At 73.2% G+C, this 16,049-nt stretch carries 14 protein-coding genes; 4 read left to right on the forward strand and 10 right to left on the reverse strand.

The features are described 5' to 3' along the window. Positions 1-43 precede the first annotated feature (43 nt). The 5 genes from QCD66_RS19125 to QCD66_RS19145 all read right to left on the reverse strand — a co-directional run bounded on the left by QCD66_RS19125 (position 44) and on the right by QCD66_RS19145 (position 6,319). Complete coding sequence (locus QCD66_RS19125) at positions 44-919, reverse strand: enoyl-CoA hydratase/isomerase family protein (RefSeq protein WP_375736922.1); 876 nt, start codon at positions 917-919, stop codon at positions 44-46. 220 nt (positions 920-1,139) lie between these two features. Then, the gene (locus QCD66_RS19130; RefSeq protein ID WP_375736923.1) at positions 1,140-1,847 is read right to left on the reverse strand and encodes a LuxR C-terminal-related transcriptional regulator; all 708 of its coding nucleotides are present in this window, start codon (positions 1,845-1,847) and stop codon (positions 1,140-1,142) included. Between the two features lie 202 nt (positions 1,848-2,049). Beyond that, entirely contained in the window at positions 2,050-3,291 is a 1,242-nt protein-coding gene (locus QCD66_RS19135; protein ID WP_407566709.1) for an MFS transporter, read from the reverse strand. Between the two features lie 214 nt (positions 3,292-3,505). After that, positions 3,506-4,351 carry a mechanosensitive ion channel family protein gene (locus tag QCD66_RS19140; RefSeq protein ID WP_375737075.1) on the reverse strand — a complete coding sequence of 282 codons (846 nt, stop codon included), beginning with the start codon at positions 4,349-4,351 and terminating at the stop codon, positions 3,506-3,508. A gap of 180 nt (positions 4,352-4,531) precedes the next feature. Then, positions 4,532-6,319: a carbohydrate-binding module family 20 domain-containing protein gene (locus tag QCD66_RS19145; protein WP_375737076.1), complete on the reverse strand. Its 1,788-nt coding sequence runs from the start codon at positions 6,317-6,319 to the stop codon at positions 4,532-4,534. Between the two features lie 371 nt (positions 6,320-6,690). Here QCD66_RS19145 and QCD66_RS19150 point away from each other — a divergent pair, with 371 nt between their 5' ends. Continuing rightward, on the forward strand, positions 6,691-6,981 hold the full coding sequence (locus QCD66_RS19150; RefSeq protein WP_375737077.1) for a hypothetical protein: 291 nt from the start codon (positions 6,691-6,693) through the stop codon (positions 6,979-6,981). A 90-nt stretch (positions 6,982-7,071) separates the two neighbouring features. On the opposite strand, the gene QCD66_RS19155 is transcribed toward QCD66_RS19150, so the two are convergent. Then, positions 7,072-9,219, reverse strand: a complete 2,148-nt coding sequence (locus QCD66_RS19155; RefSeq protein WP_375737078.1) for a hypothetical protein — start codon at positions 9,217-9,219, stop codon at positions 7,072-7,074. Positions 9,220-9,507: 288 nt separating this feature from the next. Then, on the reverse strand, positions 9,508-10,452 hold the full coding sequence (locus QCD66_RS19160; protein WP_375737079.1) for a serine/threonine-protein kinase: 945 nt from the start codon (positions 10,450-10,452) through the stop codon (positions 9,508-9,510). A gap of 378 nt (positions 10,453-10,830) precedes the next feature. On the opposite strand from QCD66_RS19160, the gene QCD66_RS19165 reads away from it, so the two are divergent. Beyond that, the gene (locus QCD66_RS19165; RefSeq protein WP_357537293.1) at positions 10,831-11,028 is read left to right on the forward strand and encodes a ferredoxin; all 198 of its coding nucleotides are present in this window, start codon (positions 10,831-10,833) and stop codon (positions 11,026-11,028) included. Between the two features lie 201 nt (positions 11,029-11,229). Further along, positions 11,230-12,111 carry a universal stress protein gene (locus tag QCD66_RS19170; RefSeq protein ID WP_375737354.1) on the forward strand — a complete coding sequence of 294 codons (882 nt, stop codon included), beginning with the start codon at positions 11,230-11,232 and terminating at the stop codon, positions 12,109-12,111. A gap of 168 nt (positions 12,112-12,279) precedes the next feature. Here the strand turns inward: QCD66_RS19170 and QCD66_RS19175 are convergent, their stop codons facing one another. Continuing rightward, the gene (locus QCD66_RS19175; protein WP_375736833.1) at positions 12,280-12,933 is read right to left on the reverse strand and encodes a CBS domain-containing protein; all 654 of its coding nucleotides are present in this window, start codon (positions 12,931-12,933) and stop codon (positions 12,280-12,282) included. Between the two features lie 207 nt (positions 12,934-13,140). On the opposite strand from QCD66_RS19175, the gene QCD66_RS19180 reads away from it, so the two are divergent. Continuing rightward, on the forward strand, positions 13,141-14,028 hold the full coding sequence (locus QCD66_RS19180; RefSeq protein WP_375736834.1) for a universal stress protein: 888 nt from the start codon (positions 13,141-13,143) through the stop codon (positions 14,026-14,028). 264 nt (positions 14,029-14,292) lie between these two features. On the opposite strand, the gene QCD66_RS19185 is transcribed toward QCD66_RS19180, so the two are convergent. Next, the gene (locus QCD66_RS19185) at positions 14,293-15,045 is read right to left on the reverse strand and encodes a hypothetical protein (RefSeq protein WP_364206278.1); all 753 of its coding nucleotides are present in this window, start codon (positions 15,043-15,045) and stop codon (positions 14,293-14,295) included. After that, positions 15,042-16,025, reverse strand: coding sequence for an aldo/keto reductase (locus QCD66_RS19190; protein WP_364206281.1), 984 nt, complete (start codon positions 16,023-16,025; stop codon positions 15,042-15,044). Before QCD66_RS19190 ends, QCD66_RS19185 begins: the two co-directional genes overlap by 4 nt. Positions 16,026-16,049: the final 24 nt, after the last annotated feature.

Genomic DNA, 16,049 nt, shown 5'->3' on the forward strand with positions numbered 1-16,049 from the left:
GTCTCCTTGCGGTCGGGCCGTCGGGCCGGGCGGACGCGCGGGGTCAGTCATCGGCGCGGAACGCCGGTCGGCGCCGCTCACGGAAGGCGCGCAGTCCCTCGGACACGTCGTCGGAGCCGAGGTGGCGCAGGAAGAGGCGGCGTTCCCAGGACATCGCGTCCGGCCGGGGCTCGTGGTCGGCGGTCCAGACCATCTTCTTGACCACGGCGAGCGCGTCCGCGCTGTGGCCGGCCAGCCGGTCGACCAGGGCGTCCACCCGCGACTCCAGGTCGGCCGGTGGCACCGCGACGCTGACCAGCCCCCAGTCGGCCGCCTCCCGCCCGGTGAGCAGGTCGGCGGTGAGCAGCAGGTAGTTGCCGCGGGCCTTGGGCAGGGTCCGGGCCAGCCGTACCGAGCCGCCGGCGGCGGGGGCCAGCCCGTATTCCAGGTGGCGGTCGCCGATCCGGGCGTCGGTGGCGGCGACGGAGATGTCGCAGGCGAGCAGGATCTCGCAGCCGCCGGCGACGGCGTGCCCCTCGACGACCGCGACCGAGACGAACCGGGCGGTCTCCAGCCGGCGCAGCACGAGGGCGAGCCGCACCATGAAGGTCTCGACCCGGTGCGGGTCGACGCTCATCTCCTCCAGGACGCGCAGGTCGGCGCCGGCGCAGAACGTGCCGGCGGCGCCGCGCAGCACCAGGGCCCGGGCGCCGGTCGCGTCGGCGAGGTCGATGGCGCGTTCGAGTCCTTCGATCACGGCGAGGTCGATGGCGTTGCGGCGGGCCGGACGGTTGATCGTCGCCCGGACCACGTACGGCTCGACGGCCGTCAGGACCGCCGGCGCCGGGTCCGCGCCGGGGGCCGGGGTGGGTGGGGGCGGGGCGTCCGGTCCGGCTACGGTACGGGTCGCGACCGACCCGGCTACGCGGGAAACTGACATGCAACAGCCCCTTCCAATTGATCGAGGAATTCCATCGATCGTGGATTCGATCGACCGGACTCAACCTATGACCGTTGCCCCGGGTCGGGAAGGAGCCGTGCGACGAATTGTCATTCCATCGGCAGACGGAATGCCGGCTACCGCATTCCGACCATCGGAGAAAAACGACCGGCCGCGAACATTCCAGAAACGCTCAGGCCACCGCGCCGAAACGAACTGTTCACACCAGCCCGTTGCGGTGGGCGAACGCCGCCAATTGGGTGCGGTCGCGCAGCTTGAGCTTGGTCAGCACCCGCGAGACGTGGGTCTTGACCGTGGCCCGGCCGAGCAGCAGCTCGGTGGCGATCTCGGCGTTGGAGCGGCCGAGCGCGATCAGCCGGATCACGCCGCGCTCGCGCGGGGTCAGGCCGGCCACCTGCGGGTCGCGGCGGGGCGTGTCGGCCGCGGCGACCCGCCGGTAGGCGGCCAGCAGGTGGCGGGCGGCCCGCGGCGACCACCAGGCGTCCCCCGCCGCCACGGCCTTGACCCCGGCCATCAGCAGTGCGGTCTCGTCGTCCTCCAGCAGGTAGCCGCGGACCCCGGCGCGGGCGGCCCGGTCGACGTCGGCGTCGTCGGCCGTGTCGGCGAGCATCACCACGCCGGGACCGTCGCCGCGCACGAGGTCGGCGGCGACGGCGATGCCGTCGCGGTCGCGCAGTTGCAGGTCGACCAGGATGACGTCGACGCCGGCCGGGACCGGCCGGCCGGCGTCGTGACCGGCCGTCAGCACGAAGTCGGGAGCCGCCTCGAACAGCGCACGGATGGCGTCCCGGATGATCGGCCGGTCGACCAGCAGCAGCAGCCGGATCGTGCCGGTCGCACCCGGGGGCCCCGTCGGATTCGAGCCGGGATCCACGCGGATGCCGCAGGTTTCCTCGACCACTTTCACATTCCACAACCTTTTCGGGGTGTCGCGATCTCCGGAAGATCGCCCTTTTCGGAGTGTCGTGGTGTGCCCGTAGTGTCCTGGTAGAAGCGCTTCCACCATAGCCCTTCGATTGGGGCCACGCCACCTCGCCCCAGTTCCAGAGCGGAGCCCCGGAACCTCATGTTCACAATTTGCTATCGGCGCTGATCGAAACAGCGAACTGCTACCGTATCCGGCCGGCCCGGCGCCGCAGCACCGTGTACCCGAGCGCGACGAGCCCGAGCAGGAGGGTCCCCACCGCCGTCAGCAACAGGGTCGACCGCGCGCCGACGAGCGCGGTCAGCGGCCCACCGGCCAGCACCCCGAGCGGCACCGCGACGACGGTCACCGCGCCGTTCGCGGCGAGCACGGGCGACAGCGACTCCGGTGGCGTGACGCGCTGGAAGAGTGCCATCGAGGTCGACAGGTACGGCCCCCAGGACAGCCCGGCCAGCGCGAAGCCGGCCAGTGCCACCGGTGGCGGGGCGCCGAGCCCGAGCGGGAGCAGGGTCAGCCCGAAGCAGACCACGATACCGACCGTCAGCGGCCACAGCGGCCACCGGCGCAGGTAGCCGGTGACCAGCCCGCCGGCCACCGCGCCGGCGCCGAACGCGGTGTAGTGGGCGGCGAGGTCGCCGGCCGAGCCGCCCAGGTCCTGGCTGACGTGCAACGGCAGGGCGACCTGGATCGGGCCGTACAGCGCGAAGAAGCCGAACGACAGCAGCAGCAGCCCGAGCAGCCGGGGATCCGACCGGATGGTCCGCCAGCCGGACGCCCCGGCGGGGGCCGGCTCGGGGCGCGGCACCGCCGGCGCGTCCGGCACGCCGGCACCGACCGGCGCCGGGCTCGCCCGTCCGGCGGCGATCGCCCAGCGGTACGTCAGCGCGAGCACCGCGAAGGTGAGCGCGTCGACGGCGAGTACGCCGACCGCGCCGATCCCGCCGATGAGCGCGGCGCCGACCGGCGGCCCGAGCACGATGGCGAGTTCGGCGAGCGTGGTGAGCACGGCGTTCGCGGCCAGGTGGTGCCGTGCCGGCAGCACCTGCGCGAGCAGCGTGTAGCGGCCGGCCGTACCCCACGAGTGCAGCAGCGCGGAGAGCGCGAGCAGCGCGACGAACACCCCGATGCTCAGCGCGCCGAGCAGGTGGGCGACCGGGATGGCGCCGAGCGCCCCGGCCCGCAGGACGGCGTCCCAGCCGGCGAGGCGCGCTCCCCCGTGCCGGCGCAGCCACCGGCCGAAGAGCACCGCCCCGGCGGCGGCCGGCAGTGTGTACGCGGCCACCGCGACCGCGACCCAGGTGCCCCGGCGGTCGGCGGGGGCCAGTTCGAGGGCCAGCCAGGGCACCGCGACGACGGCCATCCCGTCGCCGAGCGACGAGAGCGCGAAACCCGGCAGGATCCGGCGCAGGACGGGATGGGTGAACACCGGCCGGTAGGGGGAGCCGGAAGGGGACAATAAGATCGATAATCGTCTATTCATTGCTTTACTGGACAGGCCCGGGACCGGGCCTGTCAACACCACCGCCCCGCCGAGTCTCGCAGCGGTACGTGTCCACCCGGTTACACAGACCGGTCGGGTGGCGCGGGATCGCGCCACCCGACCGGGTTACCGCCCCGACCCCACTGGGCCGGGGTGCGGCTCACTGCCGCCCGGCCGGCTGGGAATGCGGCCGCCGCACCCCGTCGCCGGAACGGTGACCGTCGCCCCCGCCGGCGGACGCGCCGGCCGGCTCGGGCTGCCGCATGTCGCCACGGCCCTGCTGGGCGCCGCCCTGTTGCGCACCACCCTGCTGTGCGCCGCCGCGGCCGGCCTCCTGCTCGGTCTTCTGCAGCGCCCGCTCCAGGCGGGTCTGCATGGGCCGGATCAGTCCGCCGCCGACGCCGACCACGATCACACCGCCGACGGTGGCCAGCACCGCGACCAGCACCGGGGTCGTGACGGTGGTCGCCACCCCGATCTGGTTGAGCGCGGCGATCACACCGAGCGCGACGATGAACCAGCCGGCCACGTCCGACAGGACGCGGCCGTACGACAGCCCGCCCAGCGCGCTGGACAGCAGGTCGCGTACGGCGCTGGCGATGGCCGACGCCACGACGATGATGATCACGGCGACGGCCGCGCGTGGCAGCCAGCCGACGATGTTGTTGATCAGGCTGCTGACCGGGTTCGGGCCCCAGACCCCGAACGCCAGTTGCAGCGTGAACAGCACACCGGCGTAGAAGACGAGCTTGGCCACGATGTCCGAGGCGTCGTACTTGCTGCGTTCCAGCGCCCGCTTGATGCCGCCACGCTCGACGGCCCGGTCGAAGCCGACCCGCTCCAGGATGCCGTTCACGGCCCTGGCCAGCAGCCGGGCGATGATCCACCCGATGACCAGGATGGCGATGAAGGCGATCGCCCGCGGGACGAATCGCACGATGTCGCCGACCGCGTTGTTCACGTCGGTGCGGATGTCCACCTGGGGTATGGCTAGTTGATCACGCATAGGTCCTCCCTGCGGCCGATCCGCCGGCACGCCCGAGGACCGCCGGCTCCGGTGCCGCGCCGGGCGGTACGCCGCCCCGTGTCACGCGGCCGATCCCGCGTCGAGTCCCCGGCGCCTCACCCGGTAAACGCGGTCGCCGGCCGGGTCCGCACCCGACCGGCGACCAGAGTGACGTGGGGGTCAGTTGCGCCAGGTGTCGTTCAGGTTCACCCGGCCCGACGCCGGGACGGTGGCGGTACGGTTGCCGCCGCTCTCCCAGGTGACCCCGCCGCCCTGTTTGCGGATGTACTTGTACTGGAAGTTGGTGCCGGCGGGCAGGTCGACGTCGCGCCGCCACACCGGGTAGGTCGCCGACGACAGCGGCAGCGCCGCAGCCGGGTTCCAGTTGCCCAGGCCGGGCACGTTGCCGACGACGAAGATGTCCTGCCCCCAGGAGGTGGTCGCGTTCACCGCGAACGACGCGCCGCTGCCGCCCGCCGGCGGCGGGGTGGTCGGGTTCGGGTTCGGCTGTCCGGTCGCGCCGACGTACAGCGCCACCGCGTCGTTGGCCGGGACGCTGGCGGTGAACTGGCCGGACGAGTTGACCGTGTACGTCGTGCCCGTGCAGCCGCCGCCCGGGGTCGGGTCGCCGTGCTGGACGTCGCAGTAGGTGCCGGCCGGCAGCGAGGTCTGGAACGTACGGGTCAGCGTGCCGCCCTCGGCGTTGATCGCGACGTACGCCCGGTTGCCGCGCCCGAACGCGATCTGGTCGTTTCCGTTGTCCCACCAGTTGGTGACGGCCGCGTCGCCGGCGGCGTTGCGGAAGCCGACCATGTTGGCGAGCTGCCGCCACTTGTGCTGGCACTTCCAGCCGTCGGCGTAGCAGGCGTTGACCGTGCCGCCGTTCGGCGGGCCGGCGTCGCGGTCGGTGAACTCGTAGCCGGAGTGCACGTGCGGCGACCCGTACGGCCAGGCGAGCATGAAGACGCCGGCCAGCGTGTACTGCGCGCCGTTCTTGTAGCTCAGCGTGTCGCCGCCGCGCTCGGTGTCGTGGTTGTCGACGAAGACCCCGGCCTGGTTGCCCGGCAGGTAGCCCCAGCCCTCGCCGAAGTTGTCGAGGTGGGCGAGCCGTTCGTTCTGGAACACCCGCTTGAGGTCACGGGCGTACCGGAACTCCTGTACGTCACCGTTGCCCAGGTATTCGCTGGGGCTGACCGCCTCGCCGGCGCCGTGGATCGCCTCCTGCACCCAGTAGGCGTTCGGGTTGGACATCCGGGACCTGATCGCGGCGAGGTCGCCGGCCGCCATGTGCTTGGCGGCGTCGATCCGGAACCCGTCGACGCCGAGCGACAGCAGGTCGTTGAGGTAGCCGGCGATCCGGCCGCGGACGTAGTCGCTGCCGGTGTCCAGGTCGGACAACCCGACCAGCTCGCAGTTCTGCACGTCGTACCGGTCGCGGTAGTTGTTGATCGCGGTCCGGCAGGAGTGGAAGTCCTGGACCTGGTAGACGCCGGGGTAGTTGTACTTGGTGTAGGCGGTGCCGCCGGTGCCGGTGCCCGAGCCGGCGCTCATGTGGTTGACGACCGCGTCGACGATGACCTTGACGCCGGCGTCCCGGCAGGCGGCGACCATGTTGGCGAAGGCGGCCCGGTCGCCGAGCCGGCCGGCGATGCGGTAACTGACCGGCTGGTACGACGTCCACCACTGGTGGCCCTGGATGTGCTCCTGGGGCGGGGACACCTGGACGTAGCCGTAGCCCTTGGGGCCGAGGGTCTCCCGGCACTCGCGGGCGATCGAGTCGAACCGCCATTCGAAGAGGACGGCGGTGACCTTCTTGTCGCCGGGGGCGGCCGCCCGGGCGGGCGGCCCGGTGACCGCGCCGGTGACGGCGAGGCCGGTGGTGAGGGCGAGGGCGGCCACGGCGAGGGCGGCGCCGAGCCGGGAGGTGCGGGGGCGGGCCCGGTCGCGGACACGCGGGGCTGCGATCACGGCGGTTCTCCTCGGGGACGGGAGTTCGAGGGATACGCGGGCCACATTTCAGCAAGGAGACTGAAACTTGCTGGAAATGCTTGCCGGGAAAGGTAGACATCGACCGCCACCTAAGTCAAGAGGAGCCCTCCCCACAGGCCGCACAGCAGGGCGAACACCAGCAGATCGACCTCGCCCGGATATGGGAGCGCGCCCGCAAGATGCGACATCACGGCACTATCACCCACCGCGCTACTGCAAACTCCGCAAGTACTTGCAGAGCTTGATCACATGCGGTCGCCAGCCGATCCCAAGGAGTGAGCGCTTATCGACAGGTTTGTTAACTGATATTTGGATGAGTGCACCGCACCCGCACGACACCGGAGGACCGCATGTTCCGACGTACCCTCGCCCTTGCCGCCGCCACCGTCCTCGGCACGGCCGGCGCGCTCGCCGCCGCCGCCCCGGCCCAGGCCTACATCCCCAGCAACTGCTCCGCGGTGGTCATCGGGTGGCACGCCCACGCCCACTGCACCTGGTCCGGCAACATCCCGTGGAAGCTCCAGGGCCAGTGCGCCGACGGGACCTGGGTGACCAGCCCGACGACCTTCGGCACCGGCTACGCCGACGTCTTCTGCTGGTCGGCGCAGAGCGGCGACGTCCGCAACCTCACCCTGGTCTGACCCGGGCCGACCGGCCGCGGCGACGGCGGCCGGACACGACGAGACCGGCGGGCCGCGACACGCGCGACCCGCCGGAGCGTACGGTTCAGGTCAGCCGGCGGCGACCTGGCTGGTGCCGCCCTCGTTGTGGCCGAGGACGATCTGCGGGTTGGTCATGAAGGCGACCCGCCCGGTGTTCGGGTCGATCACCTTGATCCGCCGCAACTGGCAGTGACCCGGAGTGATGTTGATCTTTCCGCCCGACGCCACGTCGCCGATCTTCTGGAGCCGGTTGTCGTAGAGGTCGTAGTACCAGGCCTCCAGCTTGTACCAACCGGTGTTGTTGAACTCGATGCTCTTGACCAGCGGGTACGCGGTGGAGCGGTACACGGTGACGTTCGCCGTCGCGGTGCGGCCGTCGGCGGCGTACGCGGTCAGGGTGTAGAGCACGTTGCCGTCGTGGCTGCCGCCGGAGACCGAGCCCTCCCAGATCCCCGGCCCGGACTGGGTCCGGTCGGCCAGCGTGGTGGCGCCCCGCTTGACCACGACCCGGGTCGCCCCGGTGGTCTTCCAGTTCAGGGTGACCTCGGTGGGGGCACACGCCTGCACCGCCCCGACCGACGAGGTGAAGCCGTTGACGACAGGCCCCCCGGTGGTCCAGGCGACCGTCTCGAGGGCGCGCGTCCCGTCGTGCCCCGCCTTCCGCGGCGCCATCGCGATCCGGTAGTCGGTCGACGACGCCAGGTTCGTGATCGTGTACGTCATCTCGCCGGTGCCCGGGTTCGCCGGAAGCGTGATGATCTGCGGCAGGATCTGGTCGCTCGGCCGGCCCCAGCCGAAGACGTAGTGGTCCTCCCCCTCGGCGTTGTCGGTCCACCGCACCGTGATCGTGGTGTCGGTGCGGCCGACCACGGTCAGCCCGGTCGCTTCGGGCAGGGCCGGGTGCTTGGTGGTGGCGCAGACCTCCGCCGCCGCCTCGGTCAGCTCGTTGAACGCGATGACCCGGTAGCAGTAACGGGTGTTCGGGGTCAGGCCGGTGTCGGTCAGCGAGCGGGCCGCGTCGGTACGCCGCCAGATCTCCACCCACGGCCCGCCGGCCACCGAGCGCTCCACCCGGTACCCGTCCTCGCTGGTCGAGTTGTCGGTCCAGCCCACCCGGATGGAGTCGGAGTAGACGTCCCACTCGTCGAAGGGCTCGATCGTCGGGGCGGCGACCGGCGCCGGCACCGAGTAGTTCCGGCAGCCGAGCTGCGTGTTGGTGGTGCCGTGCGAGCGGTTGAGCGCGTACGCGCAGACGGTGTGCGGCCCGGGCGTCATGTTCGCCGGCAGGTCGGTCACGTCGTACCCGTGGGTCGGGCCGTACTCGCCCGGCAGGTCGGGCCGGTGGCCGTTCGCGGTCACCGACCGGACGAAGACCCCGCTGTCGTAGATGTGCACCTCGGTCGGCGTCTGCGGCTCGTCGGGATCGGCCGACCAGCCGCGCACCCGCAGGGTGTTCCCGGTCCGGGTCACCTCGTCGAGCGCACCGGTCGGGTCGTGCCGCACAGTGTACGTACGGCAGCCGAGCTCGGTGTTCACCGTGCCCGCGCCGACGTTGATGGCGTAGACGCAGACGTTGTGCTCGCCGTCGCCCGGCCGTTCCGGGACGGTGACCGCGAATCCGTGGCCGGTGCCGTAGCCGGGGTAGCCGGCGGGCGGCGCCGACAGCGGCTGGTCGGCCCGGCCGGTGGTGGCGAAGACACCGTCCTGGTAGACGTGCAGGTCGACCGCGCCGACGGTGTCCCCGTCGATCGCCCAGCCGTGCAGGACCAGGTTGGTGCCGGACCGCTCGATCCGGTCGAAGGAGCCGACCGGATCGACGGCGACGGCCAGGTTGACGCAGCCGATCAGCTTGCTGGTCCCCGCGCCGTTGTTGATCGCCTTGGCGCAGACGGTGCCGCCGGCGCGTGCCGGCACGGTGCCGGAGAAGTTGCCGCCGCTCGTGGTCAGGGTGGCGACCTTGGTGCCGCCGATGGTGATGTCCACCCGGACGGCGCCCCCGTCGGGGTCGGTCGCCCAGCCGGTGACCGACACGCCGGCCGGTACCCGGGTCGCCCCGGTCAGGTTGCCCTCCGGGTCGTGCGAGCCGGGCCCGTCGCAGATCGGCGGCGGATCCGGCACGTCACAGTCGGGGCGGGCGTACGCAGGGTTCGCCTGCGCCACCAGCCCCACGCTCGCGACCAGTACCGCCAGGATGGCGGCATGGATACGTCGTTTCAACGCTGTTCCTCTCTCGTGGAGAGGGCGGCACCCCCCAGCGCCGCCCGGGCACCCGCAATGTCCACTTAGGACGTTCGGCGGGTCCGGAAAGAAGGTCGCACGGCCGGTGGACGGTCCGCGACTGAAATCGGCTCCTCGACAGTTCGCGCGCCGCAACCCGACTGTCGGGTCGGTGACGGCACCGCCGGCCCACCCGGGCCGGCTCGACCGGGTAAGCCGAGATGGCGGGGCCTCCGGACACCCGGACCGGGCGCCGCCGACCACCCGGAAAACGCCTTGCGCCCCGCGTCAGGCGCGGTGGCGACCCACGTGCCCCGGTACCGTCACGGCGTCGGTCGGCTCGGCCGCGGCCCGACTGTTCCACGGCGAGACCCGCCCCGGCAGGGCCGTCGGCTCCACCGTCGGCACGTACACACGGGCGTCGACCACGTCACCGAGCAGCAGCGCGGCGACGAAACTGCTCGGCCGTGCCACCGGGTCTGCGGCCAGGCACTCGAAGCACAGGTCGGCGACCTCCGGCGGCAGGCCGTCGATATGCGGCAGCGGCTCGGGCTCGCGGTACCGCTCCAGCCGCCACATCTCGGGATCGACCGGCCACGGCAGCCGGCCGGCCAGGCAGAGGTAGAGCAGGACGCCGATGGCGTACATGTCGCTCGACGGCGCCGGCGGGGCCCCGCCGAACCGCTCCGGCGGCAGGAAGGCCGGGGTGCCGAGCAGCATGCCGTCGAGTCGCGGATCGGACTCGCCGGCCGACGCCGCGATGCCGAAGTCGAGGACCTTCACACCGGTCGGGGTGAGCATCACGTTGGACGGTTTCACGTCCTGATGCACGATGCCGTGCAGGTGCGCGGCGGCCAGCGCCGCACTCACCTGTGCGCAGACCCGCACCGCGAAGCGCCACGGCAGCGACCCACCGGCGAGCCGGTCGGCCAGCGTCTCCCCCTCGACCAGTTCCATCACGATGTACGGCGCCCGCGCGCCCGGGTACGGCGTCGACAGGCCGAAGTCGTGGACGCCGGTCACGTTGGGATGGGCCAGCCGCGCCGCCGACCGGGCCTCCGCCCGGACCCGCTCGACGGGATCCACACCGGTGCCGTCGTCGCGGTCGCCGGGCGCGATGAGCTTGACCGCGACCGGCCGGTCGAGCACCTCGTCGTGTCCGCGCCAGACCTCCGACATCCCGCCGACACCGATGCGCTGCCGTAACTGGTACCGCCCGCCCAACGTCCGCATCCGGTCCCACCCCGCCTTCCTGCCCGGCGACACGGCCGCCGTCGAAGCCCCTACCCTGGGCGCACGCAGGGCAAACCGGTTCGACTCGATCTTGCGGCGGGCGGCCGGACCGGCGCGGGGGCCCGGTCCAACGTGTACCCGCGCCCCGGCCGTCGGCGGCCGGACGGGCTGCGGCCGGACGGGCTGCGGCCGGACGGGCTGCGGCCGGACGGGCTGCGGCCGGACGGGCTGCGGCCGGACGCGCGGCCACCGGCACTCGCGGCCCCTGGCACTCGCGGCCCCTGGCGCCGGGCCGCCACTGAAGTACGATGCGTGTTGTTCGGCGTGCACCCGGTCACGGCCCGCCGGTCGGAGTGGGCCCCGCTGGTAGGAGTGGGCATGGCAAAGGTCACTGTGGACGTTGACGGTTGCATCGGCGCCGGCCAGTGCGCGTTCCTGGCGCCGGAGGTGTTCGACCAGGACCAGATGGGCATCGTTCGCCTGCTGCGGGAGGAACCCGACGGGTCGCAGCTCGACGACGCCCGCGAGGCGGCCACGACCTGCCCCTCCGGATCGATCTCCATCTCCGACGACTGACCCGCTCCCCCCTCCCCTCCCCCTCTCCCCTTTCCCGGCGATCTTGCGGTTGTCTCCCCCTTTCGTTGTGATTTGTCGGGCGGCAAGTGCAAGATCGCGGAGCGTGGGACCGCGGGCGGACGGAGGAGTGGCGGGGAAAGCCGCACGTCGGGGGCGTAGGCCACGCAGGATGGGGGTATCCGGGCGGCGGAGGAGGTAACCGTGGCGGAACGTCCGATCCTGGTCGGATACGACCATTCCCCCGGCAGCGAGGCGGCGCTCGGCTGGGCGCTCGACGAGGCCGCACGGACCGGCCGGTCCGTGCTGGTCGCCCACGCCTCGGAGTGGCTCACGATCAGCCCGCCGGTGATCATCGGGGCCCAGCCGTGGCCCGACGAACGGGCCCGCGAAGCCGCCCAGCAGGCGCTCGACGCGGCCGTGGCCGCGGCCAGCGAACGCCGCGACGGCGTGGTCGTCCGCGGCGTACTGGCCGACGGGCCGCCGAACCAACGGCTGACCGAGCTGACCCGCGACGCCGCGCTGGCCGTCCTCGGCAACCGGGGACACGGCGGTTTCAGCGGGCTGCTCCTCGGCTCGACCTCGGTCTCGGTGACCGCCCACGCCCACTGCCCGGTGATCGTCGTACGCCCCGACGAGCCGGGGGTCGCCACCGGTGACGTCGTCGTCGGGGTCGACGGGTCCGCGTGCTCGGTGACGGCGCTGGACTTCGCCTTCGACACCGCCGCCGAACGGGACGCCCCGCTGCTCGTGGTCGGTGCCTGGAACATCCCGTCGGTGCCGTGGCGGCCGCCGGGTGTCGACGTCGAACAAATGGCCGCCACCGAGCGGCGGTCCCTCGAACAACTGGTCGAGGAGCGCCGGCACCGGCACCCGGCGGTGGCCGTACGCACCGAGGTCGTCGCCGACTCCCCCGCGCACGCGCTGATGCAGGCCAGTGCCGGGGCGCGACTGCTGGTGGTCGGGTCACGGGGGCGCGGCGGGCTGCGCGGGCTGCTGCTCGGCTCGGTGAGCCAGCAGATGCTGCACCACGCCCGGTGCCCGGTCGCGGTCGTACACGAGCGGCAGCCCGAGCCGGCCGCCTGAGCCGCCGGCCCGGCGACCGGGCAGAGCGGCCGCCGGGCCGGCCCGGCCGGTTCGGCTGAGGGTGGGGGCCGGCCCGGCCGGTTCGGCTGAGGGCTGCGGGCGGCCGGAACGGCTCGACCGGCGGGTACGTCGGCGTGACCAGCGCGGCCGGCGGACAGGCCGGCCGGCTCAGCCGGTGGCCGGTGTCGCCGCCGTGCCGGGCGCGGGCGCCGGGGCGGCGTGCAGCCGGTCGACGACGCGTACGACGCCACCGACCTGGCCGGCCAGCCGCACGGCATGCACCGCGCTGGCCCGCCTCGGCACCGGGCCGGCCAGCGTCACCACCCCGTCGCGCACCTCGACCCGTACGTCGGGCAGGGCGAGGATGCGGTGCAGCACCTCGCGCACCACGTCGACGCGGATGTCCTCGTCGGGGCGCAGGTGCACCCGCAGCAGGTCGCCGCGGGTCACGATGCCGACCAGCCGGCCGAGGTCGTCGACCACCGGCAGCCGGCGGACCCGCTCGCGGTCCATCCGGCGGGCGGCGTCGACCAGCGTGGTGTCGCCGTACGTGGTGACCGCGGGGGCGGTCATGAGGTCGCGGGCGGTGAGCGCGCCGGCGGGCTTGCGGCGGCCCCGCCAGGGCCGGCGCAGGCCGGCACCGGCCCGGTGCAGCAGATCACTTTCGGACACCACGCCGACGACCCGCCGATCCAGGTCGACCACTGGCACGCCGCTGACCCGGCGACCCGCCACCGCGTCGACGATCCGCCGGTAGCCGGCCTCCTCCGCCACCGCGACCACGTCGGTGGTCATCACGTCCCGCACCTGCCAGGTTCGCATCCCGATCTCCCCGGTCCCGTGGCCCGGCCCCTTTGCCGGCCACCGCCCGACTTTACGCAGGTGACGGGCCGGTGCCCCAGGGCCGGCGGTCCGCGGGAGGTCGGGACCTGCGCCCGGACCGGCCGGGCCGTACGCCTCTGCCCCGCCGGCCGGCCCGGGGCGTCTGATGGAGGTGACCACGGAAGGCCCGCCGGGTAGGAGGCAGTGATGGAGATCCGACCGATCGTCGTCGGCTACGACGGCTCCCCCGGTGCGGGGGTAGCGCTGCGGTGGGCGCTGGACGAGGCGGCCCGGACCGGCGCGCCGGTCCACCCCACGTACGCGTTCGAGCCGTTCGGCGCCTCCGCGCCGCTGGCACCGGCGCCGCTGCTGTGGCCCGACGACACCGCGCGCAAGGAGATCGCGTCGATGCTGGACGAGGCGGTCGCGGCCGCCGCGGCCAGCCATCCGACGGTCACCGTACGGGCCGGCACCGTCGACGGGCCGCCGAGCGTACGGCTGCAGGAGCTGTCCCGGCGGGCCGGGCTGGTGGTGCTGGGCAGCCGTGGGCACGGCGGCTTCGGCGGCCTGCTGGTCGGCTCGACCACGGTCTCGGTGACCGCCCACGCGCACTGCCCGGTGGTGGTCGTCCGCGGCACCGCCCCCCGCGCCGGCGGGCACGTGGTGACCGGCGTCGACGGCTCACCGTGCTCGGTGCTGGCGCTCGGCTACGCGTTCGCGCAGGCGGCCGGACGGGACGTACCGCTGCACGTGGTGCGGGCCTGGAAGCCGCCGGCGGCGGAGGCGCCCCCGGTCGCCTTCGACCCCGAGGCGGTCGGCGCCCTGGAGCGGGCCGAGTTGCGCGACCTGCTGGTCGGCTGGCAGGACCGCTGGCCCGAGGTGCGGGTGACCAGCGAGGTGGTCGCCGACGCCCCCGGCCGGACGCTGATCGACGCGACCCGGCACGCCCAGCTGGTCGTGGTCGGCTCGCGCGGCCGGGGCGGCTTCCGCGGGCTGCTGATGGGTTCGGTCAGCCAGCAGCTCCTGCACCACAGCCACTGCCCGGTGGCGGTCGTACGCGAACTGCCCGGCGGGCGGGCGATGGACGACCTGTGACGGGTGGGCGGCGCCGGGTTGCCGACCGGCGCCCCGCCCCGGCCCGACCGCACGGCCAGGTCGGGCCCTGGTGATCGTTGGCCGCCGCGCGGTCCGACTCCCCCGGCGACCCCGGCGGCCAGCGATCACCCCGCGACGGGGCCGGACGGATCGGCGGGTCGGGCGGATCCTCCGGCACCCGCGAGGCACCCCACGGACCGGTGACCGGTCGGTGGGGTGCCTCGTGCGACGCCGGCCCGCGGGGAGACGGGCCGGCGGTACGGGTCAGGAGCCGGCGGGCTGCCCGGCGGCGGCACGCGGCGGCAGCCGGTGCTCGTGGAGCCGCTCGTAGAACGGCCGGTGGTGGGCGGCGAGCGCGGCCAGCCGGGGGTCGTTGTCGACGCGTACGGCGTGCGCGGTGCTCTGGCTGGTGAAGCCGGTGCTGCGTTCGACGTCCTGGTGCCAGTCGCGGGTGCGGTCCCACTCCTTGCGTGGGGCCGGCTCCCACCGCAGGGCGGCCGGGTCGAACGGCAGGCCGGTGCGGGCGCAGAACGCGGCGACGACGCCCTCCGGGTCGGCGACGAGGTCGTCGCCGTCGATGACGACCGGGGCCTCGCCCAGCGGCAGGCGCACCGCCTCGAAGATCTCGTGCAGCCGCTCGAAGCCGATCTCGTCGAGGTCGACCGACTTGTTCATCGCGTAGTGCGAGGCGACGACGGCGGCCGGGTCACGGATCATGAACGTGTTGACGAGGTGGGTGTGCAGCCGGGGGTCGGCGAGCACGGCCGGGTAGCGGTAGTCGGTGGTCTCCTTGACGAAGACCCGCTTGCCGGAGGTGGCGGCGAGGTCGAGCAGCAGGTCGAGCACCTCGGTCTCGGAGGTGGCCGGGGTGCCGCCGATGTCGACCGTGCCGAGGGCGGCCAGGTTGGACAGCGGCTCGTGCACGACGACGAGGTCACCGCGTTCGATGATCATGCGCAGGAAGGCGGTCGACCTGGTGCGGGGTGCCGCCCAGAGGGCGATGACGGGGTCGGTCACTGCGACCACTCCGTCGGTTCGCGGTCCCAGCGGTGCTGGCGCATGGTGGCCATGAGCTGGTCGTCGAGCGGCGCCGCGCCGCTGGTGGCAAGGTTGGCGCGGACGTGACGCAGGCTGCGCATGCCCGGGATGACGGTGCTCACCGTCGGGTGCTGGAGGATGAAGCGCAGCGCGAGTTCGGGCATGGTCCAGCCGTCGGGTACGTCCTTGGCGAGCGCCTCGGCGCGGGCCACGCTGGCGGCCAGGTTCTCCGGTACGAAGTAGCTGTTGCGCCAGTCGCCCTCGGGCCAGGTGCTGTCGAGAGTCAGGGTGCCGGTGAGCGTGCCCTCGTCGAAGGGCACCCGGGCGATCACCGCGATGTCGAGTTCGTCGCAGACGCCGAAGAGCTCGTCCTCGGGCGCCTGATCGAAGATGTTGTAGATGACCTGGACGGCGTCGATCAGCCCGGTGCGCAGGGCCTTGACCACGTTGGTCGGCTCCCACCGGTTGATGCTGATCCCGATCCCTTCCACCAGGCCCTGGTCGCGCAGGTCGGCGACGGCCTTCTGCCAACTGGGGTCGTCGGCCCAGGCGTCCTCCCAGACGTGGAACTGGAGCAGGTCGATCCGCTCGACGCCGAGGTTGGCGAGGCTCTTGTGGACGTATTCGTGGATGTGGTCGGACGGGAAGACGTCCTCGAGGCGGGACTCGCGGGTGGACGGCCAGCGCCGGTCCTTCGGCGGGATCTTGGTGGCGACGTAGAGCCGGCGGTCGGGTTCCGCCCGCAGGAGGTCGCCGAGAAGTTCCTCGCTGTGGCCCCGCCCGTAGATCCAGGCGGTGTCGAAGAAGTTGCAGCCGAGTTCGACGGCCGCGCGCAGGGCGGCGTTGCCGGTCTCGTCGTCGGCGCCGCTCCAGCCGCCCTCGCCGCCGGCGATCCCCCACATCCCGTAGCCGACCTCGCCGACCGACCAGCCGAGCCGCCCGAACCTGCGGTAACGCATGCATCGCCTCCGTGCCGTGGAAGT

Source organism: Polymorphospora sp. A560 (genome assembly GCF_045781765.1).
Lineage (GTDB): Bacteria > Actinomycetota > Actinomycetes > Mycobacteriales > Micromonosporaceae > Polymorphospora > Polymorphospora lycopeni.

What these genes read in the sequence shown, in the direction of transcription:
- QCD66_RS19125 (WP_375736922.1), bottom strand. Translation starts at nt 919, where the DNA reads ATGTCAGTTTCCCGCGTAGCCGGGTCGGTCGCGACCCGTACCGTAGCC.
- QCD66_RS19140 (WP_375737075.1), bottom strand. Translation starts at nt 4,351, where the DNA reads ATGCGTGATCAACTAGCCATACCCCAGGTGGACATCCGCACCGACGTG.
- QCD66_RS19150 (WP_375737077.1), top strand. Translation starts at nt 6,691, where the DNA reads ATGTTCCGACGTACCCTCGCCCTTGCCGCCGCCACCGTCCTCGGCACG.
- QCD66_RS19160 (WP_375737079.1), bottom strand. Translation starts at nt 10,452, where the DNA reads ATGCGGACGTTGGGCGGGCGGTACCAGTTACGGCAGCGCATCGGTGTC.
- QCD66_RS19165 (WP_357537293.1), top strand. Translation starts at nt 10,831, where the DNA reads ATGGCAAAGGTCACTGTGGACGTTGACGGTTGCATCGGCGCCGGCCAG.
- QCD66_RS19175 (WP_375736833.1), bottom strand. Translation starts at nt 12,933, where the DNA reads ATGCGAACCTGGCAGGTGCGGGACGTGATGACCACCGACGTGGTCGCG.
- QCD66_RS19180 (WP_375736834.1), top strand. Translation starts at nt 13,141, where the DNA reads ATGGAGATCCGACCGATCGTCGTCGGCTACGACGGCTCCCCCGGTGCG.
- QCD66_RS19190 (WP_364206281.1), bottom strand. Translation starts at nt 16,025, where the DNA reads ATGCGTTACCGCAGGTTCGGGCGGCTCGGCTGGTCGGTCGGCGAGGTC.